This window comes from Bacillus infantis NRRL B-14911 (genome assembly GCF_000473245.1).
Lineage (GTDB): Bacteria > Bacillota > Bacilli > Bacillales > Cytobacillaceae > Bacillus_AB > Bacillus_AB infantis.
Genome location: NC_022524.1, coordinates 691,922 through 714,611 on the forward strand (window position 1 = coordinate 691,922; position 22,690 = coordinate 714,611).

The 22,690-nt window shown below is 37.7% G+C and carries 14 protein-coding genes and 1 riboswitch; of the genes, 9 read left to right on the forward strand and 5 right to left on the reverse strand.

The window, feature by feature from the left end:
- Window positions 1-12 precede the first annotated feature (12 nt).
- Complete coding sequence (locus N288_RS03730; RefSeq protein ID WP_009792088.1) at window positions 13-690, reverse strand: hypothetical protein; 678 nt, start codon at window positions 688-690, stop codon at window positions 13-15.
- Window positions 691-1,102: 412 nt separating this feature from the next.
- Window positions 1,103-1,267: riboswitch (SAM riboswitch) on the forward strand.
- Window positions 1,268-1,407: 140 nt separating this feature from the next.
- On the opposite strand from N288_RS03730, the gene N288_RS03735 reads away from it, so the two are divergent.
- The 5 genes from N288_RS03735 (at window position 1,408) to N288_RS03755 (ending at window position 7,853) form a co-directional block, all read left to right on the forward strand.
- Window positions 1,408-2,490 carry a sugar ABC transporter substrate-binding protein gene (locus N288_RS03735; RefSeq protein WP_009792085.1) on the forward strand — a complete coding sequence of 361 codons (1,083 nt, stop codon included), beginning with the start codon at window positions 1,408-1,410 and terminating at the stop codon, window positions 2,488-2,490.
- A gap of 65 nt (window positions 2,491-2,555) precedes the next feature.
- Window positions 2,556-4,094, forward strand: a complete 1,539-nt coding sequence (locus N288_RS03740; protein WP_009792084.1) for a sugar ABC transporter ATP-binding protein — start codon at window positions 2,556-2,558, stop codon at window positions 4,092-4,094.
- Window positions 4,063-5,082 (forward strand): ABC transporter permease, encoded by a 1,020-nt coding sequence (locus N288_RS03745; RefSeq protein WP_009792083.1) that lies wholly within the window; start codon window positions 4,063-4,065, stop codon window positions 5,080-5,082. Before N288_RS03740 ends, N288_RS03745 begins: the two co-directional genes overlap by 32 nt.
- A 269-nt stretch (window positions 5,083-5,351) precedes the next feature.
- Window positions 5,352-6,464, forward strand: a complete 1,113-nt coding sequence (locus N288_RS03750; protein WP_009792082.1) for a YcjF family protein — start codon at window positions 5,352-5,354, stop codon at window positions 6,462-6,464.
- Window positions 6,465-6,833: 369 nt separating this feature from the next.
- On the forward strand, window positions 6,834-7,853 hold the full coding sequence (locus tag N288_RS03755) for an HNH endonuclease (protein ID WP_009792081.1): 1,020 nt from the start codon (window positions 6,834-6,836) through the stop codon (window positions 7,851-7,853).
- 598 nt (window positions 7,854-8,451) lie between these two features.
- Here N288_RS03755 and N288_RS03765 read toward each other — a convergent pair.
- The gene (locus N288_RS03765; RefSeq protein ID WP_009792078.1) at window positions 8,452-10,005 is read right to left on the reverse strand and encodes an ABC-F family ATP-binding cassette domain-containing protein; all 1,554 of its coding nucleotides are present in this window, start codon (window positions 10,003-10,005) and stop codon (window positions 8,452-8,454) included.
- Between the two features lie 606 nt (window positions 10,006-10,611).
- Between N288_RS03765 and N288_RS03770 the strand changes: the two genes are divergently transcribed.
- On the forward strand, window positions 10,612-12,423 hold the full coding sequence (locus tag N288_RS03770) for an ATP-dependent nuclease (RefSeq protein WP_009792077.1): 1,812 nt from the start codon (window positions 10,612-10,614) through the stop codon (window positions 12,421-12,423).
- Between the two features lie 413 nt (window positions 12,424-12,836).
- Here the strand turns inward: N288_RS03770 and N288_RS03775 are convergent, their stop codons facing one another.
- From N288_RS03775 to N288_RS03795, 3 genes are all read right to left on the reverse strand, one after another.
- Window positions 12,837-14,321, reverse strand: a complete 1,485-nt coding sequence (locus N288_RS03775) for a MutH/Sau3AI family endonuclease (RefSeq protein ID WP_009792076.1) — start codon at window positions 14,319-14,321, stop codon at window positions 12,837-12,839.
- Between the two features lie 1,260 nt (window positions 14,322-15,581).
- Window positions 15,582-15,827 carry a helix-turn-helix domain-containing protein gene (locus tag N288_RS03790; RefSeq protein WP_022543398.1) on the reverse strand — a complete coding sequence of 82 codons (246 nt, stop codon included), beginning with the start codon at window positions 15,825-15,827 and terminating at the stop codon, window positions 15,582-15,584.
- 373 nt (window positions 15,828-16,200) lie between these two features.
- Window positions 16,201-17,121: a DNA/RNA non-specific endonuclease gene (locus tag N288_RS03795; protein WP_009792073.1), complete on the reverse strand. Its 921-nt coding sequence runs from the start codon at window positions 17,119-17,121 to the stop codon at window positions 16,201-16,203.
- A gap of 647 nt (window positions 17,122-17,768) precedes the next feature.
- Between N288_RS03795 and N288_RS03800 the strand changes: the two genes are divergently transcribed.
- The 3 genes from N288_RS03800 to N288_RS03810 are packed head-to-tail and all read left to right on the forward strand — an operon-like array spanning window position 17,769 to window position 22,352.
- Window positions 17,769-18,479 (forward strand): PDDEXK family nuclease, encoded by a 711-nt coding sequence (locus N288_RS03800; protein WP_009792072.1) that lies wholly within the window; start codon window positions 17,769-17,771, stop codon window positions 18,477-18,479.
- Window positions 18,480-18,491: 12 nt separating this feature from the next.
- Entirely contained in the window at window positions 18,492-19,760 is a 1,269-nt protein-coding gene (locus N288_RS03805; protein ID WP_009792071.1) for a hypothetical protein, read from the forward strand.
- 3 nt (window positions 19,761-19,763) lie between these two features.
- Window positions 19,764-22,352 (forward strand): SNF2-related protein, encoded by a 2,589-nt coding sequence (locus N288_RS03810; protein WP_022543399.1) that lies wholly within the window; start codon window positions 19,764-19,766, stop codon window positions 22,350-22,352.
- Window positions 22,353-22,690: the final 338 nt, after the last annotated feature.

Genomic DNA, 22,690 nt, shown 5'->3' on the forward strand with positions numbered 1-22,690 from the left:
TAAGAAAATTTATTAAATTGAAAGGGACAATAAATCTCTTTCAAAGTTAGTGTAGTTCGTCCATTCTAGTATTTCAATTATTTCGTAGGCTTTATTTTCCCCATTACTATATCCAAGTAAGGCTTGGCATCTACTATCGGAGTCATTGAGTAAGGTATTAAAACATGTTTTAGTAGGTGTATTAAATTGTTTATCTTCATAGTGTATTGATTGGTTTCTGCCTTCCCAAATTATGTCTAAAATATTGACACCAAATTTTACTGGGATGGTCTTATCCGAAACTATTAGTGCATTCGAACAATCACTTTTTTTCTTACCATACCTTGATGAAATACCTTGTTTTCCTATTTGTAGGATGGCTTGGGCAAGGGATTGTTTTGGGCTGTTTTTTATGAGCAAAGCGTTATTATAATATGCTTGGATTACTTGAACCTGATTTTGGTAGTCTCCTGCTGTTTTAGCATGTTCTACAGCTCTTATGACATAGTCAAATGCTTCCTCTGGTTGACCTTCAGCCCTTAACATATTAGAAAAGTCATTATACATTTTTGAGTTTTGCTGGTAGTACGGAATCATGGCCGACGTGTGGGTTAATTGTGCCAAATCATTATCAACCTTGTTTAGAAGGGCAATTAGCTCTTGAGTAACATATTTTGTTTGGTCTAGATAATCCCTAATAGGTATATTCAAAAATATCCTCTTCCTTTTCTAAAAACATAATGGTAATAACATCCATAAATTATACTATTTTAAATTTCTTTAATAAAGAGTTGTTATAAACGTATCTTACTTTAGAAAAAAAATTATGGAACTAGGTGCCTGCCCCCACATTCTGTGCAGGATTAAAGTGCTGGTAGGAGGTCGCTTATAATATTTCCTTAACGCTGAAAATAGGTACCAGACCCCATAAAAATAGGTGACTGACCCCGCATTGGCTAATGCATTAAAGTGTACGGGGCCAGGCACTTTCTTTTTCGCCCGGACCTTCTTCCAGCTCACCTTCTTTCATAAAAATTTATAAAATTGAAAAAACATATTGCGTACATTTAATTTTGATGATAATATTCAGCACAGGTAATCAAAATTAATAGCAAGCTTTCAACTCTTATCGAGAGCAGGCGGAGGGATTTGGCCCGATGAAGCCCAGCAACCGACCGTAATTCCGTTGTGAAACGGGGCGCAGCAAGATTTGCGCCGGTATGTAAATACCTTTAAGGCACGGTGCTAATTCCAACAGAGGAGATTTTTCTTTTCTGGGAGATAAGAGGTGTGGAGATTCGATATATAATCTTCAGCCTCTTTCTCTACGCAGAAAGAGGCTTTTTTATATCATAAAAGGAGTGATTTACAGGTCAGCATCAAAGGGTTCAAAGCAAAAGTTAAAAAAAACAATAATGGAGAGAGAAAATGAAGAATAAAAAATGGAGCTTTCTATTAAGTATTTTTGTCGTTATCCTGCTTACAGCAGGGTGCCAGCCAAAGACAGGCGTCAGCACCGAGGGAGAGGCGGCGGCCGATAAAACCAATGATGAAAACGAGCTTACCGATAAAAAGATCGCATTAATTATGCAGCAGAATCTTGGTACGTTTTCTGCTCAGTATATTGACGGTGTGAAGGAGCAGGTTACGAAATTCGGCGGAACTACAACAGTTTTTACTTCTGATGGTGACCTGGCGAAAATGTCTTCAAACCTGGATGCAGCGATCAACCAGGGATTTGATGCTATTTTAATAGACCATGGCACAAAAGAAGCATTGGCGGCCGGAGTCCAAAAGGCGGTCGAGAAAAAAATCCCAGTGGTTGCCTTTGACGCAGAGGTTAGTGAACCGGGTGTGACCGTGCTTGAGCAGGGTGACCAGGAGATGGCAAAAAGCACTCTTGAGAGACTGGCTGAGGACTCAGATGGAAATGCAAATATCGTTAAAATATGGGTAGCCGGCTTTGCGCCGATGGAGCGAAGACAAGTTGCCTATAAGGAATTCCTTGAACAGAATCCGGGGATTAAAGAGGTCGCGGCATTTGGAGCAGCGACGCAGAACACAGCATTGGATACTCAGTCACAAATGGAAGCCATTTTAAAGCAGTATCCGGAGAAAGGGCAGATTACAGCAGTTTGGGCAGCATGGGATGAATTTGCCAAAGGAGCCGTGCGTGCTATCCAGCAGGCCGGCCGGACAGATATCAAAGTGTACGGAATCGATATGAGTGATGAAGACCTGCAAATGATTCAGGACAAGAATTCTCCTTGGGTGGCAACTGCAGCTGTTGATCCAAAGGATATTGGCAGAATACAGGTTCGCTATGCCTATCAAAAATTATCCGGAGAAGAGACTCCTGACAATGTTAAATTAACACCGGTGTTCGTATCAAAAGATGACCTCCCGGAAGAGCAAATCACAACCACGGAGCTGAATGAATACGTGGAAGGATGGGGCAACAGCGACCAGGGATATACCGAAACCCTGAAGGAATTGGAAGAAGGGAAATAACAGAGGGACATTAGGCAGCCTTAGGTTAAAGGCCGCCTGATGTTTTCCTTTTTAAAGGAGGCAGCATGATGGGTGCATCACTACTTGAAATGAGAAATATATCCAAGAGCTTTGGTGCAGCAAAGGCTTTGAAGAGAGCTGGACTCCATTTGGCCTCTGGAGAAGTACATGCTTTATTGGGGGCCAATGGTGCGGGTAAAAGTACGCTTATCAAAATTTTGGCGGGTGCTTACAGCCATGATGAAGGCGATATTTATCTTAACGGAAAGCCAGTCACGATCCATTCACCAAAAGAGGCGAAGGATCTGGGCATCCACTGTGTGTACCAGGAGGTGGATACGGCATTGGTGCCGCAGCTGACAGTGGCGGAGAATATTCTGCTTGATTCCTTTGCCGGAGGAAACCGCTTTTTCGTCTCAAAAAAGGAGCTGAAGCGAAAAGCAGAAGAAATTCTTGCTCTCCTGAATGAAGAGCAAATAGCTGTAGACCAATATGTCTCTGAGCTGACCCTCGCTCAAAAGCAAATGGTACTGATCGCCAGAGGCCTGGTCAAAGATGCGGGCATCATCATTTTGGATGAACCGACTGCCCCGCTGTCGATCGAGGAAACAAAGTATCTTTTTAACATTGTGAGAAAGCTGAAGGCGCAGGGGATGGGCATCATCTTCATTTCCCACCGGCTGCCGGAAGTATTTGAAATAAGTGACCGGATTACCGTCATGAGAGACGGTGAAACCATTCAGACCTTTAAAACAACTCAAGCAACCCATCAGGAAATCGTCGAGGCAATGCTTGGCAAAGACATTCAAATCACAGAAAAACAAAAAACGGTACCCGGGAAGAAACTGTTAGAGGTCGATGGGATAAGTGATGGCGGGTTAGTGAAAAATGCCAGTCTTTCGGTTTCAAGAGGAGAGATAGTAGGAGTCGCAGGGCTGGTTGGAGCAGGAAAAACAGAGCTGGCGCGGATCTTGTTCGGCCTTACGAAAACAGAATCAGGTGAAATGAAGATGAATGGAGAAGTAGGTCCCTTTAAAAGCCCGGCGGATGCGATACGTGCCGGTGTGGTTTTAATCCCGGAAGAAAGAAGGAAAGAGGGATTGTTTATCAATGAGTCGATTGAACATAATCTTTCTTTCCCTCATCTAAAATCGTTTTCCTCTTTTCTTTTCATGAATAAAAAATCAGAGAAAAGCCACGCGGAAAAAATTATTAAGAACCTGGGTGTTAAAACAGGCGGGACAACGGATCCGGTTCTCCATTTAAGCGGAGGAAACCAGCAGAAGGTGGCGATCGGAAAATGGACAGGAGCAGACAGTGACCTCTATATCTTCGATGAACCGACCAAAGGCGTGGACATTGGTGCAAAGAAGGAAATCTTCGACCTTATCCAAAGCCTTGCGGACCAGGGTAAGGGTATTCTCTATCTAACTAATGAAATTTCAGAAATCCTGACTGTTTCAGACCGAATCTTAGTGATGTATGACGGGATGATTGTAAAAGAATTATCAAGGGAAGAGGCCTCACAGGAAAAAATTCTGCTATATGCGAGCGGGGGGAAGGAGGAAAGTGATGAGCAGCAAAGTGTTTCAGTTTGTATATAAATATGGTGCCATCCTATTGATGGCTCTGATTTTGGTTTATTTCACCATCGTAAACCCGGCATTTTTTTCTTACGGTAATATATCCGATATTCTGCGTTCCATCTCCATTGTCACCCTGCTGGCTCTAGGAGTGACATTTACCCTGATTGTGGATGGATTTGATTTGTCGGTAGGGTCCACAATGTCCCTTGCGACGGTCTTAACAGCTTCTTTGATGGTATGGTTTGAGCTCCCGCTTTGGCTAGTCCTGATTCTTCCGATTTTGGCAGGCGCCGCGGTGGGGCTGTTTAACTCCCTTCTTATTGTAAAAATTAAAATACCCGATCTGCTGGCAACCTTAGGGGTCATGTATATCATTTCAGGCCTGCACCGCACATACACTGAGGGATATTCTATCTACAGCCACATGGAATTGACAGCTGGAGGAAAGGCACCTGGAGAGTTTTATCCAAATTTCCTTTGGATTGGGCAGGGAAGACTATGGGGAATTCCTGTCCCCGTGATCATAATGCTGATATTGGTGGCTGCTGTTTACGTGGTATTGAATAAAACCCGGTGGGGAAGAATCCTGTATATGACCGGGGGGAATGCAGAGGCAGCCCGGTTGTCAGGAACCAATGTGAATAAGGTGAAAACCCTTGCTTATGTAGTATCCGGGATCTTTGCATCGCTGGCAGGTATTCTCTTTGCATCCAGGGTTGGATCTGGACAAATAGATTCCGGGGCTTCCTTGCTGATGGAGGCTGTAGCCGCTGTCTTCGTCGGATTCTCTGTTCTTGGAGCAGGAAAACCCAATGCGTTAGGCACGTTCTTTGGAGCAGCTTTAATAGGAGTGCTCCTCAACGGGCTGACGATGCTGAATTTACCATATTACGCATTTGAAATTGTAAAAGGCACAGTCCTCGTCCTTGCACTCACGGTCACCTATTTCCGACTCCGTGCTAAAAAATCAGCGCGTTCAAAAATACAGATGAAGAGTGCTAGTTGATGATTGGTATGACAAAACAAGGCCTGGCCCCCGGCGCACTAAGGTATAAACGTGTAGGGGGCCAGGCTTTTTGGGGTTAATTGGAGGTCTATTATTATACAAGGCACAGGGAGAAGTGTGGAGAGCGATTTCTTAGTTTAGAAAAATTAATCCTTGGCTAAAAATCATTGACAACTAGAAATATTTACTTGAAAATTAAAATAAAAGTAAAAATTTCCAATATATCTCATTAAAAGTTTAAATTTCTATAAACATTAGGAAGTGATATTATGACAACACAAACTGGATCTAGCATTATTGAAGATATCTTCAATAAGACTAAAGATGAGATTAACAAGCTAATGCCTGTTAATATTATGATAATTGGAAAAACAGGGATAGGAAAGAGTACGCTAATTAATAATGTATTTAGAGAAAATCTAGCGGAAACCGGTATTGGACAACCTGTAACTCAACATCTAAGAAAGATTATCAAAAACGGAATGCCTCTTACTATCTATGATACCAAGGGATTAGAATTAAAAGAGGAAGTCCAAGATGAAATTATCAATGAGATTAATGGGAAAATAAAAGAACTTTATATAAAAGGCGATGAAAAAGAGTACATCCACGCTATTTGGTATTGTATAAATTCTAATTCAAACAGGATAGAAGAACTTGAATTAGAGTTAATAAATTCTTTTGCTGAAAATGTACCTGTAATCCTTGTTATGACACAAAGTTTTGGTGAAAGTTCTTTTGAATTCAAAAAGGCAATTGAGGAATTAAACTTAAATGTAAAAACTGTTCAACCTGTGCTGGCAGAACCTTTTAGAATATCAAAAGATATTACTATCCCATCCTATGGCTTGAAAGAGTTAGTAGGTAAAACATATGAAGTATTACCAGAAGCAGTAAAAAAGTCTTTTAATAATGCCCAAAAAGTAGATATTGAAAAAAAGGTAAAAGAAGCCAGAGTATGGTCAAGTGGGTATATTGCTAGTAGTTTTGGAGCGGGATTTACACCAATACCATTTTCTGATGCTGCTGTGTTAGTTCCAATTCAAGTAGGTATGTTAGCTCATATCACTGCAATATTTGGAATATCTTTAGACAAGGCATTACTTAGTGGAATTGTGGCCTCTATAGGAGGCAGTGGAGGAGCGGCATTTTTGGGTAGATATATTGTATCAAATTTACTCAAACTGATCCCTGGAGTAGGTACTTTTGCAGGCGGTCTAATTAGTGGTGCTACAGCATCAATATTAACAACTGCTCTTGCGGTTTCTTATATAGAAGTGATGGCTAAAGTAGCTGAAGCTGAATATCAAGGTAAAAGTTATGATAATGAACAAATTGCTGAAATGATGAAAGAAATGTACGAGGAAAACTTAAAAAAGTAAATATTTTAAAATGTAACTATTAAAAATAGGTGTCTGACCCCACATTAGCTAATGCTTTAAAGTATGTGAGGGCAGGCACCTTCTTTGTGGGGAAATTTGTTATAAAATGTTCATGTTAATCGGTAACATTCAACTTTTATAAATCAATTCTTCTGTTACGATAGTTCCGTTAACTTGTAATTTGATATTTTTAAAGGTTTCAAATTCATCATCCTTACTCTATTGTGTTTGACTAAGATTGAACTCATTTTCAGAAAAGATTACATACCTTTACTATGCAATTAAATACTATACAACAGAAGAATTTAATGTTAGAGGTACTTTTATAATGTAAGATAAGGGATATAATCAGAAAATGGAGGCAACTAAATGGCTACCCCTATAACAATTTATAGAAATAATGAGACTATATTGGAAGCAACAGATATTCAAAAAGCAGCAGAATTTCTTTCGAAACATCTACAACAAAATAGAAATGCCAGCTTTAATGCAATTGAGCGAGGTTATGTTTATAACATTCCTTATTACTGTAAAGAAGAAGAATACAGATTTGTTGCACCTGAACGAATGGCCTTTAAACGTCGTAAGCAACTTGAAGAGAGAGAGCATGTCAATGCTCGTCGTTTTTGGTTAGTTCCATCCAATCCAGACGAATATGACTTGGCAGGAGCTTTTAGTAATTATGACAAAATCCATTGGAGACGATCAGCTAATTATGAAAATGGCGACATTGTATTCATATACCTTTCTAATAATGTGCGAAAAATATGCTATAAAGTAGAGGTCATTAAAGGGCTTGTTCACCCTGATGAAGTTGAATACAACAAAACTCTTTGGAAAGATAAAGAAAAGTTTAAGCAATCAAAAACTTGGACTTGGTCCTGTTTTCGCTTAATTGACCAAGTTGATACTACTGAACTATCATTAGTCCACTTACGTGAAAATGGTGTGAGAGGAAATATACAAGGTCCACAGAAAGTTACTGGGAAACTACGAGATTATATCTTGTCTTTCTTTAATCATGATTTAACAAAAGATTATTATCCCGATGAAGTCCCTGGATCATTGGAAGAAGGAAAACGTAAATCAGTTACTGTGAATGTATATGAGCGTAACCCTATCGCCCGGAAGCTATGTATTGAACATTATGGGTTACAATGCCAAGTCTGTAATTTAAATTTTGAAGATACATATGGAGGAGTGGGAAAAGACTTTATTCATGTCCATCACATAATTCCGCTATATGAAATACAACAGGATTATGAAGTAAATCCAATTCTTGACTTAATCCCCGTTTGTCCGAACTGCCATGCGATGCTTCATCGGAAGGAAAATGGTATTTATTTATCAGTAGAGCAGTTAAAAAACCGTATTTTAAAAAGGTACTAGCGTTCTTTTTTTGGAATGATAAAATATTAATTTTCGAAATAGGTGCCTGATCCCACATTAGTTGATGCATAAAAGATTTGTGAGTAGGCACCTTCTTCTCGCGGTAAAAGAGGTGAAGACCACGGCATGGACATCATTCAAAAAAACTATCCCGGACACCAAGAAAAACGCAACATCAAACACGCTAAATAAGAAACAGGCAAAGCTGAAGTCCTGGTGCCAAAATGGAAAACATAAGTTGGAGGAAGGACTCATCGTGGTTAATCGGCCAAGGAATAGGCTGGATCAGGCGTAGCTGAAACCTACTTTGATAGTGAAGCCTAAGAAAGTTGTTTATGTGTCCTGCAACCCGTTGACATTGGCGAAGAATGGTGCTGGGTCTGAAGTATAATAAAGTGGAGTATATGAAGCCGGTGGATATGTTTCCGCAGAATCACATGTTGAAGGGTTCCAAAATTAATATGAATATAAAAAAAGCCCATTCAAACATTAGTTTGGATGGGCTTTTATCAGGAGAAGATTTCTTTAAAGAATGTTGGTAAATAAAAATGGGGTACCTAGGTGCATTAATCTAAATTCACTAGGTATCCAAAAACAATCAAAACACCTTCGTAGTCCAATCCTCACAATTCCAAATATCGGTCGCAATTTCACGATAGAAGTCAGGTTCGTGAGATACCATCAATATACTTCCGCGATAGGCTTTTAGAGCACGCTTTAGTTCTTCTTTTGCGTCGACATCCAGGTGGTTGGTAGGCTCATCCAGAATGAGTAAGTTCGTTTCTGTGTTTAAGATTTTGCACAGGCGGACTTTGGCTTTTTCGCCACCGGATAGGACTTCGACTTTGCTTTCGATATGCTTGGTTGTTAATCCGCATTTTGCAAGTGCAGCGCGGACTTCAGCCTGGTTCATGCTTGGGAATTCGCTCCAGATTTCTTCGATACAAGTGTTATAGTTGGCCTCTTTCACCTCTTGCTCGAAATAACCGAGGTGTTGATATTCACCGCGTTCGACTTTACCCGAAATCGGATTAACCAGCCCAAGAATACTTTTTAAGAGAGTAGACTTACCAATACCGTTAGCACCAACGAAGGCAATTTTTTGTCCGCGTTCCATTTTTAAATTCAGCGGGCGGGACAGTGGTTCATCATATCCAATAACAAGATCTTCTGCTGTGAAAATCCAGCGGCTGGCTGCACGGGCTTCTTTGAAATGGAATTCCGGCTTCGGCTTTTCTCTCCCCAACTCAATCACTTCCATTTTGTCGAGCTTCTTCTGGCGGGACATCGCCATATTACGAGTCGCGACATTTGCTTTGTTGCGGGCGACAAAGTCCTTTAAACCGGCAATTTCCTGCTGCTGGCGCTTGTAAGCAGACTCCAGCTGCTGCTTCTTCATTTCATGAATATTTAAGAAGTTATCATAGTCACCAACATAGCGATTCAACTCCTGGTTCTCCATATGGTAAATCAAGTTAACCACACTGTTCAGGAATGGAATATCATGTGAAATCAGGATAAAAGCATTTTCATATTCCTGTAAATAACGCTTCAGCCATTCGATATGCTGTTCATCCAAATAGTTCGTAGGCTCATCCAGCAAGAGGATTTCAGGCTTTTCCAGCAAAAGCTTAGCCAGCAAAACTTTCGTACGCTGCCCGCCGCTCAGATCATCTACATCCCGATCCAGTCCGACATCGTCTAATCCCAGACCACGCGCAACTTCCTCAACCTTTGAGTTAATCTGATAGAAGTCGTTACTATCCAACGTTTCTTGCAGCTCTCCAACTTCAGCAAGTAGTGCCTCGATATCAGCACCTTCATCACTCATTTTTCCATAAAGTTCATTGATCTCTGCTTCAGCATCAAATAGATATTGAAAGGCAGTACTCAAAGCCTCTCGCATCGTCGTCCCTTTTTGAAGTACAGAGTTCTGATCTAAATAACCAACGCGTACTTTTCGTGACCACTCCACTTTGCCCTCATCGGGCTGCAGCTTGCCAGTTACAATATTCATGAAAGTAGACTTACCCTCACCATTTGCCCCAACAAGTCCAACGTGTTCCCCTTTTAAAAGACGAAAAGACACATCATTAAAAATCGCACGATCACCAAAGCCGTGACTTAAATTCTTTACGTATAATACGCTCATTTTTTTACCCCCATGTATAAATGCCTCTAGTGGATATCTTACTAGATTTTGAATGAATTTTGTAGTTGAAGTTATTTCAAGCAGTGCTTCATATACTTTTCAGGAGTGGCTGAGTGAGATTCAAAATATCCACCTTGTTAATCGCTATAGGAATACGCCTTGAGAAAGGGATATTCAGGGATTGGAATATGATAGCCAAAAGGAATTATAAAGAATTAGTGTTTTTAAAGAAATAGGTGTCTGACCTCACATAGCTAAAGCTTTAAAGCGTGTGTGGTCAGGCACTTTTTTTTTACGGTCATGACATTATAAAGACCTTGCAGAAAGATTGCTCCGTTCACTTTCTGCATCGCCTCAGCTCACCAACCTCTTATTTAGCGTGACTTAAGGCACTCCCACGGTTAAGTTCTAACCCTATTTCTCTTCTGGCGAAACTAGCAAGCGACGGGTTTTGTGCAGAGGTAGCTGCTCTGGTCACTCGGGACTTAACTCTGTCGTTAATAGAAGCTTTTGAATGTTATGTACACTGTTTTAATTAGGATTTTCAACAATCAATAGGAATATATTGTAATATATTGTAAAATATCGGAGAGGGGGAGTGCGTTTATGAAACTAACAAAGCTGACTATAAGAAATTTCAAAGGCATTAAGGAACTAGCTTTAGACGTAGAAAATATATCTATAATTATTGGCCCTAATAACTGCAGTAAAAGTACGGTATTAGAAGCATTGTGTAAGTTTGGATCCAGCGACACAATGTTGGAAAAAAACCTTTATCATCGACACAACACTTCTAATCCAGTTAGTTTTCATGCTACTTTTTCAGATTTAACAGATGAAGAAATTAATCTTCATGGTATTAGAGCGTCGCTTCATGAACCAACTGGAAAGTTTATCGTAAGGGCAGTATATCGTTTGGGAGAAAAGGTAGAACGTGCTTCAAAACTTTCGGGAAATGAGGAACATGATCTAGGTAACGAAGGCTGGAATGGGAAAATGGGAGGGGGAAAAAATGGAACCCATTTTTTAAGCGCGTTTCCCGAGGTAATCTACATACCAGCGGTGAAAAATGCCAATGATGATATAAAAGATTCTTCTCCTTATATGAAAACTTTGTACGCTTTGTATAAAGATGTTATTCGAGGACTAGATGAATATAAAGAAGCTAAAGAGAAAACACAGCTATTACAAGATAAAATCAATTCACATGATAACGAAAAAATCAAATACTTTGAGGAAGAAGTGCAAGGTTTTTTAAAAGAAGTTACTTCAACGACAATTAGATTTAGTGTGGATGTTAACCCGCTGGACGAAATAGTGAGTACTTCCTTGAAACCTAATTTCGACTTTAATGGGTTAGAAACTATGCTGGCGCATCAGGGTAATGGAGTGCAACGGACATTTATGCTTTCAATACTTAAAGGGTTTAAAATGTACATGAAAAAATACCAGGGAGAGGATAAAGGAGTAAATCGCCCTTTAATAATAGCTATTGAAGAACCCGAGTTATATCTCCATCCTCACCTTGCCAGAGTATTTAAGGAAACACTCTATAGCCTGGCAGATGAGGGTTTCTTTCAAGTTTTGGCAACATCACATTCTCCGAACTTCATTGATTTATCTAAGCCTCACAGGACATTAGCAAAGCTTTCGTTGAATGAGGATAAAAATGTTATAGTTAGTCAGGTAAACTCAGATATTTATGGCTTGCCAAGTCATGAAAAAGATAAATTTCAAGCATTATTAAGATTTAACCCGTATGTTAATGAAATCTTTTTTGCCAAAAATGTAATTTTAGTCGAAGGCGATACCGAGGTTGTTGCATTAAAGTTAATCGGGGAAAAGCTAGTTAGTAGTGGAGACTTGGACAGTGAAATTTACAATAGAACATCTGTTGTAAACTGTGCAGGCAAAGGCACAATGTATGTTGTATTGAACGTCCTAAATAATTTTGGAATTCAATATACCTGCATACACGATTTCGATATGACTGAACATAATAAAAAAGGAGAAATTAAGACAGTAGCAGCGCTTAAAAAGGTATTAACCTTAAATCATAAGATTGAAAGGCTATGCAATGTAAAAGGTAACAAAAAGTTTGTATTTCAATATACATTTGAAGAAGAAATGCCTCCGGATTATGAAAAAGGAAGTTCCAAGTCGTTTGCTGCCTATGAATATCTACAAGGGAAAGAAACTATTGAAATGCCTCTAAGGCTTTTAAATATAGTGAAATCAGCATATGGTATTCAACTGCAACAGGAACTTGATCATAAAAACTCCACTGTTTTAGAGTATTATAATTGGGATAACTTGAATCAAGCCAAATCTGAGTGGGTACCCCCGGATGACTCAGAATTTATTATTTCTGTTTGGAAAGGGCTCAATGAGCAAGAACAATCTGAACCAGTTGAATAGATACAAATAATTAAAACCATCTACAATCGGACCCCAGGGAAAAAGAAAAACTAACCAGACACCACTAGTATTGCCACATACTGATGAGATGGTAAGTGAATTAGTGTTTGAGGTCAAGCTAACCGATTGATTTATCGCCAGTTAATAAAAATAGGTGCCTAATCCCACATAACTAGTGCTTTAAAGCGTGTGGGGTCAGGCACTTTCTTATCGCCGATTTTTTTATCACACGGTCGTTGTGCCCAGCTGATTACGAAAACCTTAGGGTAAACCAAGTGCTGACGGGATGGTTGGATACATTTTGAGGCATATTATAGCCTCCTTCTCTAGAAACGCTTACACATTGGTTTGCTGGAGAGAGCGTGTGACATTCTTCTTTTAAAATTCTTTGTTCATCCAATCCTAAAATCCATTTAGATAAAATCAATATTATTAAGCATAGATACCGTAACATCTCCACGAAGCCATAAATTATAATAATATATATTGATACCATTAATGGAATGATTTTTTTTTGAGGCATCCCCACCTGTCCCTTTAAGGAAAAATGCACTATCTTTTGATTTAGGAAAATTAACAGATTTCCTAATCGTATTCGATTTTTTATTGATTGTAGGTTTATTGTTTTTATCTAATACAGGTGTTTCTTTCAATTTATCATTATTAATTAAATATCGAACTTGCTCCCAGACAGGTTTGATTTTACTTTCAATTATTGAATCATTTATAGAAAGACGTTTAAATCCTAGGAATTTATTTGACATTAATGGAGCCTTTGATGTAGGCTCTTCGAAAATAATAAATAGAAATTGTTTTTCATGGAAGTAGTTATAGACAAATGAATTTTCAAATTCAATTGATTCGTCGCACCATTCTTTAAAGTCTATTTCACAAAATTTAGTGTCTTCTGTCCGAAGACCTTCAGTTGTTTGAACAATGGATTTTGGAATAATTCCAACCTTACTGAAAAATTCAATGTTACTAAGTTTTTTTGCTGTTCCACCAAACATTCTTACAATAATTTGTTCAGAGATAGAATTTGGCGCCAATCCGCGTTTAGTTGGTGGGATATTAAATTGAGTCATAAGCTCTCCAACTGTTTTATTTTTATATTTCTGGGTAAGTTTGTGTAGTTCCTCCTCTAATTCTTTAAATGTTGAGTAAGTATCATCTAGTTTTTCAAGTTTAGCTCCAAAATGCTTCTGCACTAAAGTTGATACAGTTGTGCGTTTTAAACGGAAACGAGGGCGGTTGGGCCATTTAGGGGCTGTATCTATGAGCATTAGATCTTTTCTAAGTTCAGAAGAAATTCTAGAATATTCTGTTGTAGGATCCTTGTATGTATCTTTTAAGTGTTGTATAAAATTACGAACAATAAGCCAATCATTTTTTAGGGTTTCCTTCTCTTCATCAGAAAACTCATGGAAGTGGTAGCCCTTGATAAAAAACTTTGCATATTCAGCAGCAGGTACAGTTTCTAAAGAGTCGTAATGATAATAAACCAATAATAAGTGCTCTAATTTGCGCCAGAAGCTCGAGGTTTCAAATTCTTCATCTGTTATTGATTCAGGTGTTACAGCTGTAATTGACATGGGCTCTTTTGCCTCGTAAATCAAATCAACAGAATTTTTTGACCTACTATTTTCCCTAGGTCGGCGGATTCCTGTGGTTTTTAGTTCTGTCCCAATACCATCAACCATTAAATCAGGGTTCTTATCTGTATCGGGTGGATATCCTAAAATAGATTGTTCAACAACATCTCCAGCTATACCAGTAATCTTAGGTGACTTTATAGTTCTTGCAAAAACATTATTAACATCTGACTCTCCAAGAGTCTTGCCAACAGCATTTCTTAAAATAGTATCTAATTCTTTTCGTGTGAACTCATGTAAGGCCATGAAGTAGGACTCCTTTTCTAATGCTAAGTATATGATACGGTATTAAATAAATTTATTCATTATATCGGTTCTAAGGAATTGGGTCTTTAGCTTTACCGTTGTTCAGAAAGAAATATTATGTATATTGGTAAAAACGATATTAATAATACAAATGAGAAAGAGCTTTGAAAAAACTAGAGTTACTTAATCAATATACGCGCGAAGAGGCTTATGAGATTTTTGATGGAATTACACCATTTAAATGGATTCAAGGTATTAAAAAATCCCTCAACGTCTTCATATTCTTGTTCTCTTTGTTAAGTTTGGGCAGGATATATTAGTACAATAATTTATAGAAATTATTACTAATGGTGGAGTACTTACATGGCAACCACAAAAAAAGCAAGGACTCAATAATCCGCAAACTTTAGATTTTATTAGCCATACTATTAATTACAAGATATTACTTGTTTTTACGGACACGAAAAACTAATCTAGAAAACAAAAACACAGTGCCATTTAATATATGGGAAGACTTCCTTATCTAGCACACGATTTAGAAAAAGAATATCCTATGTTTTTCAAATGGCAGCTTTTAGACTATAAATCTTTAACTTTTGACGATTCTACTATTCTAGATTTGTATTTAGTAATGAAAGAAGCGTCTATTATAAAAGGGAATAGTCTACTTGAAACAAGTAAGCCGGAAAAAAGAGAGAGGGTAAAAATCAAAAAATACTTTTTCTTAGAGGGAAGGAGACAGAAGTACAGTTAGTCTGACGAAAACTAGCTGCTTTTTTCTTGGTTAAATGTTTTAGCTGATTTCAAAAAGGAGCTTGTTCAAAACCCGTCTCGAGAACAATAGTGAAGAGGATCTTCCGTAAGCGTCCAGGTATAGCTCTCGAAGTGCCTTCCTTAAAGCACTGTTCTCATTGTCATCGTCCACTCCAATCCCTATACAGTCTTTGTAGGGCGAAGAATCCTGGCAAATAGTTGCTGTTACTTTGTAATGAGAAGGGAATTGCAGAAGCTCAACTTCTACCTCATCTCCGTGCTCGTTTTTTATCCTTACAACTCGAGAATTTCGATATTCAGTTACCAACGATATTCCCCTTTCAATGATTAAATTTATTTTGCAGCTCGTTCTAATGAACAATCTCAACTAAATGACGGCATATCGCAACTATCAACCCAGATATAAGGGGCATTGTGAAGGTACTCAACAGGAGTAAATGATATTAGTTACATTTACTCCTCAATCACTCAACATTGCCGCAGTTGTTATTTCTCTTCCAGGTCACTATTTTCCTCAGCTATCTTTATTAATTCCCAAGTCTTCAATCCAAATGCCTTCGCGATTGATGCTGTACCAGCGCCGAGGCTGGGGTCAATATGGTTTTGTTCCACTTTGCTTATGTACTCGCGTGAATAGCCGGTTAATCCAGCGAGGTCCTCCTGGCTGAGTTTCTGCTCGGCTCTTAACCGTTTGATTGTGCTCCCGATGTAAAGGATTTGCTCTTTGTCCAAAGGAAATTTCTCCTTTTTACAGTAATTACATAACTGAGCAGGCAGAAACACTATGAACTATAGTTCACAAAAGATATGAAATTTTATAAAGTGGATGTTTTTTATCACGGGAAGGTCTGTTTTACATGATATCGAAGGTGTGACCACACATTTATGAAGGATTGGGATGCTAGTTTTAAATCAATTTTGGTTATAAGGCATAAGAGGAGAGGTCGGCCTTTTACCAGGATGGAGTTCTGGAAAGGCAATTAGTTTATACTTCATTATTGCTCAATAAAAAGGGTGCGATTTCCTTATTGAAGAAACGCACCCCATAGTGAAGAATATTTATATTTTCTTTCTTTCATTTATTCCGCCCCAAAGTTCTAGAGGATTACTCACCAACCATACCGTCGCCATCACGATCGTCCATATAAGGGTATAACCAATGATCACTCGTAATCGGCATACTAAAACCTGCTGCCTTTGCTTCTTTAATCGTCACCTGTCCATTACCGTTTGTGTCAACACTAGAGATATCACCGCTTGTGTTTGTAGTGGTTGTTTCGGAAGGCTCACTGCTTGTTAAACCTAGTGATTCGTTTACTTCATCAGGGTTCACATTTTCAAATGTATCAACGATCTCATTACCCATTAAAGTATAGGTATACTGATAACTTGAAGGAATCTGCGTTTCCGTATTCGGATATGTGATAATGGCTTCAAAATTAGTAGCTCCACCTGCCTTACGAATCGCATCTTCCATATAAGCTTGATCGCCGTGTCTGTTGAGCGTACTATCCTGTGGAGTAATATTATAAGCATTTGATACTCCGCCAAGAGAATCAGCAATGATATGACCTTCATCTAAAACGTCACTTTCGACACCAGGAACCTTTGCTTCATCAGAATAGTACCTTCCAGACGATGATACAGGTTCGGTACTGTCATCTTGCAATATGATTTCGTCAGCAATGACACGTACTAGCTGCCCGTATTCATTCGTAAATGCCCAATATTCCCGGTCCCCATAACCAATGTCAACGACGACTTTGGATTCACGATAACCAGATACATCACCGCCATCAACCTCAATAAGTTCGTATCCTGAGAAAAGTTCATTATTAGATTGGGTGGATGTTTCCTTGCCAGCTGGAACACTTGCCGTTTTCTCAGCTTCTGGTTTAACAGTAACTGTAGTTTCTTCTTGTGGAACTTTATCTGCATTTGTATTGGATGCATCTTCTGGGTTGGTACAACCAGCCATGAAGATGATCGTTAAAAGTGAGATTAGATAGTTCATTTTCTTTATCATCTGATTACTCCTCTATGAAAGTTAATTCTTAAGATCTAGGATGTTAACATAGATTAATATTGTTAACCTATTCATATTACCACTAAGTTCCATCTTTTTTTGAGTGGTATATATTTCCGGTTATTTTATGAGAGAAATATAATTACTTTGTGAGGGTTATTGAACTGATTTGCCCAATGCTTTAGATTCATTCCTTTACATAAAAAGGTGCCTGCCCCAAACACTTGCTAAAGCTTTAGTGGTGGGGCGGGCACCTTCTTTTATGGATGGAACTTGGATTGACTAATATTTTTACTTTAATTAATAGGTAGATTAGTATTGGGGGGGGGGAGCATGTTCCCGAGGAGGGAGCCTGTTTTTTACTGCCTTAAAAGCAAGTATAGTCATTTTGCTCCACACATTATCCGATAAATACCAGTTTATCTATAAAATTAGATGTTCTAAAATGAGGTTGAAGTGGGAGTTGAATCCCTATGGGGATAACTTCCAACAACATTCTCTCCAACACTTATTATATGGAGATTGTGACCCTCATACCCGATACCTTTTGTACTATAGCATTAATGACTAGGTTAAACACAGGTGATATAATTTATTTATACTACTTAAAGTATTATCAATTATTAAAAATATAGGAGTATATACATATGTATCGTAGTAAAGACTTGGTTGTTTCTGCTCAAATTGAAATAGATAATAAAATATCTAAATATAAAGGAATGAAAGTCTCGGAGTTGAAAGAACGTTTGTCTATGCCAATGAAGGATAATAAAGCCTCTTTTGTACAGTTAGCTAGGAAGATGATGGGGATAACAAATAACCAGTTTGGTTTATGTGATAATAGGGTTGATGCGGTTTTAAAGACAGTTCGCTTAACAGGTATGGAAACACCTGCAGAAGCCATGTCATTCATGCCGGTGGACTTCAAAGAATGGTCAGAAGCATCGTCTTGGGAAAGTTGCTCCCTATACAAGTATTTTAATAAAAAGACACTATTGCTATTTATCTTTCAGCAATATCCCACTGGAAAGCGTGTTGACGACAGTGAAATGACTTTTTTAGATGCTAAAGTTTGGAAGATGTCAGATTATGATTTAAACCATGGACTTAAAGAAGTCTGGGAACGGGTTCGATACCTAATCAATGCAGATAAATTAGAAATCACTCCTGTGAAACAAAAAAACGGGAAAATAATAAATAAGAATAATTTGCCATCTGGTAAATTTAACTCACTAGGTCACTTGAGACCCGGCGCAATAAATGGTGATGATAAACTACTGTTGCCGACTGGGCAAAGAATTGTAAAACAGAGATTCTGGTTTAATAGTGAATACGTAAAAGAAATTATAGATTTATAGGAGACGGATAAAATGGAGAATATCAATTTATTTGATTTGTATAAGAAGGGCTTTGTTAAAGAGGGCGGCCATAATGTTAATGTTCCAATTAAAAAGGCAAGTGGAGAAAAATATGATGGTAGAACTTACGCTATTCCACTAAAGTACCTCTATTATAATGAACAGAATGGTAGAATAGGGGTTTCACTTTCTGATTACGAAAGTACTAATGGTCAATTAATACCCGGTCATAACGAAGAATACAATATGGTCATCCAAAATATGTTGGCGTATGCTGACGAAACTACTAAAAAAGATATGGAAACCTTGCAAAGAGACATTGCCATTAAAGGTCAAGATGAACCTGGTTATGTTTTAAGTGATGGGCGAGTAATTGATGGGAATCGTCGGTTCACAGCAAAGCGATTACTTGAACAAGACCCTTTAATAACAGAGCAGCAATATTTTGAAGCCGTTATTTTAGATGATTTATCCGTACAAAACCATGATGACCAAAAGAAAATTAAGTCACTTGAATTGCAAATCCAATTCGGCAAACTTGGAAAAGTTGATTATAACCCAATTGACAGGGCTATTGATGCGTATAAAACAATCGTAAAAAATAATATTATGAGTGTCGCAGAGTATACTAAGTTTGCTGGACTGACACCGAACGAAGTTAACAAACGAATATTGGAAGCTGAGCTAATTATCAAATTTTTGGAGTTTGCGAATACGAACCCCGATAACTATGCTCTAGCAAAACAATTAGATTTAGACGGACCGCTCCAAGATATGATTCCTCAATACAAAAAAATAAGAGATTCAGATAACTTAGAGCAATTATTAAATAGTCTGTTTGCAAAAATCATTCAAATGCGCTCATCCAAAGAAGATTTTAAGGCTGAGTTTAGACAGATAGTCAAAAATGTTGTCGGTACAAAAAATGAAGAAAAATTTATTGAAGAAATGGAAGATGCAACAGATACGATAGTGGAAGCACTAGATAAAGAAGATGTTATAAAGAACAATGTGGATTTATTTTCTACTTTACAAAGTAATCAGGAAGCTGTACAGGCGCTGGCAAAAGTTCAAACAATCACTTCCAATCATTCTGAAAAGGCGAAGAACTATAAAGAACAAAATAAACCAGTGAAACTCGCTGAAAAAGCATTAAGTAGTATTGAAGCTATTGATAAAAAAATTATTACAGGGCTACCTAAAAGTGAAATGGCTAAATTACAGAGTAGCTTTGAGAAGTTAAAATCAAAAATCGATGATCTTCTTTCTGAGGAGCGATAAGTTTTGTTAAAGGGTTTGCAAGGCCGACTTAAATCTAGTTATAATTCAATGATTCAAAATGTAGCAGCGGATTTCTATAATCCAGTTTTGAGTGAATCCATTAGCTATAAACGAGTCAGTGGCTATTTTTCATGTAAGGCACTTTCAATATATGCTGAAGGATTGGATAGGATTGCAGAAAATGATGGATATATTCAATTCATTATTTCTCAAAATATTTCAGAAAAAGACTTCGAAACCATTAAAGCTGGATATCGTGAGCGCTCGAAAGGAGAAACCTTAACGCAGACTGATAAACAGCGCTTGGGGAATTTAGCTTATCTAATCTCAAAAGGTAAAGCAGATGTGAAATTTGGCTTAGTAAAGAATGGATTGTTCCATACCAAGTGGGGCTTATTTGAAGATGGACAAAAAGATGTTGTTTACTTTAATGGATCCTTAAATGAGACAGCGAATGCTATAGAGAATAACTTTGATTCATTTGATGTTGATTTCTCATGGGATGTAAGCGTCAATGTCCGCCAGCGTGTCGAGCAAAAAAAGGAAGAGTTTTCCCGTCTGTGGAATGATGATTATCCTGGTGTGCAAGTGGTCGATGCTACAGAGCTTATTTATCCCTTACTTCAAGAATTTGATATGGGTAGGATTCAAAGGATACCAAATCCAGAGGAAAATTCAGTTATCTTTGATATGGATGAGGAGCATTTCTTTTTCATTGATAAGAGCGATGAAGAAGTAACTTCATTAAAAACGTTTAAGAGTAAATTTAGTTTTTATGTAGATGATGATAAGGGATATCCTTTTTTCAAAGGAGACCTAACATATCGGGAGATTGAAAAAATAATTGATTTAGCTAATAAGCAGGCGATTAAACGTCAATTTAACTTTACAGTCTCTTCACGTGTCGATAATTTTATCAATGCTCAGAAGTATTCAATTGAAGAATATCGGAAATCTGGATTGACGCTAAAAAACCGTGATAGTCGCTGGGAAGAAGAGTTTACAGAGTTTAAGAGAGTTGTTGAAGAGGAAGTTGCTCGTCCACTAAAGCCTTTACAACTTCGATCAGCCATGTATATGCTCACTCAAAAAAGAGCCGCAAACTTTTCTGTGCCAGGAGCTGGAAAAACAGCTATGTTATTGGGCGTCTTTGCTTATCTAAACAGTAAGCAAAAAGGAGAGCCGATAAAGCGAATATTAGTGGTGAGTCCGATTAATGCATTTTTATCTTGGAAAGATGAATTCCGGGCAGTTTTTCAAACAAAAAAAGAGCCTCGGATACTTAGTATTCATGATCAGTCCATAAATGGTAATAAATATGCGTTTGAGGCACAATGGTCATCAGCTAATCTGATATTGATCAACTATGAGTCTTTGCCAAAGTTTAAAGATTCAATAATTAAATGCCTTTCGAATAATCCAGATACAATGCTAGTTTATGATGAAGTACATCGTGTAAAAGGTGTACAAGCAAAGCGTGCGATTGCCGCCTTAGAAATAGCAGATAAAGTAGATTATCGTTATGTTTTAACAGGTACACCCATTCCTAATGGATATTTAGACATTTACAACTTCTTGAATATTTTGTTTAAAAAGGAATATAGCGCTTATTTTGGATTTGAACAGAGCATGCTGAAAAATCCAGATGGATGGCAAGTTGAAGAAATTAATGAAAAGTTAGCTCCATATTTTTGGAGGACTAGCAAGGAAGATTTAGGGGTTCCACCAGCGGATTTAGACAATATTATAAAGGTTCCCCCTTCTGAAGAACAACTCCGCCTTGCAGAAATAATTTATTCGACAGCCCAAAACCCATTGGCAGCCTTGATAAGGATGATTCAATTATCGACTAATCCAGAAATTATAAATCAAGTAATAAATTATAGCGATTTAGGATTTAGTGAATTTGACAGTGGCGATAATGATTCTTATGACCAGGTTAGCGCCAAGGTAAGAAAAGAGCTAGAGAATAGTATACACGCTGCAACCATTGGTGAGGTAAGCGAATGGGATTTAGCGAGTGTAAACTCTCCTAAGTTTGACGCTGGTATTAAACTTGTGATTGATATAGTGAAAAAGCATGGGAAAGTTGTAGTTTGGGGATTATTCGTTAACACTTTAAATAAGATAACCCGTGTATTAAATGAAAAAGGAATTAATACAAAGGTTATCTATGGTGGTACACCTCGTGAGGAAAGAGAGGATATTATCAATAAATTTAAAGAGAACACAAATGAAATACAGGTATTAGTTTCTAACCCGAATACTCTAGGTGAGTCAGTATCCCTTCATACCATTGCTCATGATGCCATTTATTTTGAATACAATTATAATCTCACTTTCATGTTACAGTCTAGAGACCGAATTCATCGACTTGGGCTACCAGAAAGTCAGAGTACAAGGTATTACTATTTAATGACAGTCAGTGATAGGGAGATTTATAATTTTATTGACCAAAAGATATATGATAGATTAGCTGAAAAAGAAATGAGAATGAAGGAAGCAATTGATGGAGAGTATCTTGTGCCCGAGTTTGTTGATGATGAAATTGAGGAAATGAAGCGGATCATTGAATCAGAACGTCTGTTTTGATAGTTGCTTTTATTTTAGGTTAATTATCTGAATGACTTTACCAAATAAGTTAGCAATATGTATTCACGTATGATAATTGATTGGTTATTATTAGTAAATTAATTTTTATAAATTGTTTGTTTAGGTAAAAAAACCTATATTCAATAAAATCAAAAGTGTTTTTCTGGACGATTTCAGACAAAAATTTCCCCTAACCATCTTTTCACGCCGGACGTCATTGGATTTACCATGTAGGAGAATAAAATGTGTCTTTTTGATGAGGGGACAGAAGCAGTTAGTTCACAGAAAGCTAGCTGCTTTTCTCTTTTGTTTGACTTTTTAAGTAAGATTCATAGAAG

Excerpts from the sequence above, each read along its gene's own strand:
- N288_RS03735 (WP_009792085.1), top strand. The coding sequence starts at position 1,408 with ATGAAGAATAAAAAATGGAGCTTTCTATTAAGTATTTTTGTCGTTATC.
- N288_RS03740 (WP_009792084.1), top strand. The coding sequence starts at position 2,556 with ATGATGGGTGCATCACTACTTGAAATGAGAAATATATCCAAGAGCTTT.
- N288_RS03745 (WP_009792083.1), top strand. The coding sequence starts at position 4,063 with ATGAGCAGCAAAGTGTTTCAGTTTGTATATAAATATGGTGCCATCCTA.
- N288_RS03750 (WP_009792082.1), top strand. The coding sequence starts at position 5,352 with ATGACAACACAAACTGGATCTAGCATTATTGAAGATATCTTCAATAAG.
- N288_RS03755 (WP_009792081.1), top strand. The coding sequence starts at position 6,834 with ATGGCTACCCCTATAACAATTTATAGAAATAATGAGACTATATTGGAA.
- N288_RS03765 (WP_009792078.1), bottom strand. The coding sequence starts at position 10,005 with ATGAGCGTATTATACGTAAAGAATTTAAGTCACGGCTTTGGTGATCGT.
- N288_RS03770 (WP_009792077.1), top strand. The coding sequence starts at position 10,612 with ATGAAACTAACAAAGCTGACTATAAGAAATTTCAAAGGCATTAAGGAA.
- N288_RS03775 (WP_009792076.1), bottom strand. The coding sequence starts at position 14,321 with ATGGCCTTACATGAGTTCACACGAAAAGAATTAGATACTATTTTAAGA.
- N288_RS03795 (WP_009792073.1), bottom strand. The coding sequence starts at position 17,121 with ATGATAAAGAAAATGAACTATCTAATCTCACTTTTAACGATCATCTTC.
- N288_RS03800 (WP_009792072.1), top strand. The coding sequence starts at position 17,769 with ATGTATCGTAGTAAAGACTTGGTTGTTTCTGCTCAAATTGAAATAGAT.
- N288_RS03805 (WP_009792071.1), top strand. The coding sequence starts at position 18,492 with ATGGAGAATATCAATTTATTTGATTTGTATAAGAAGGGCTTTGTTAAA.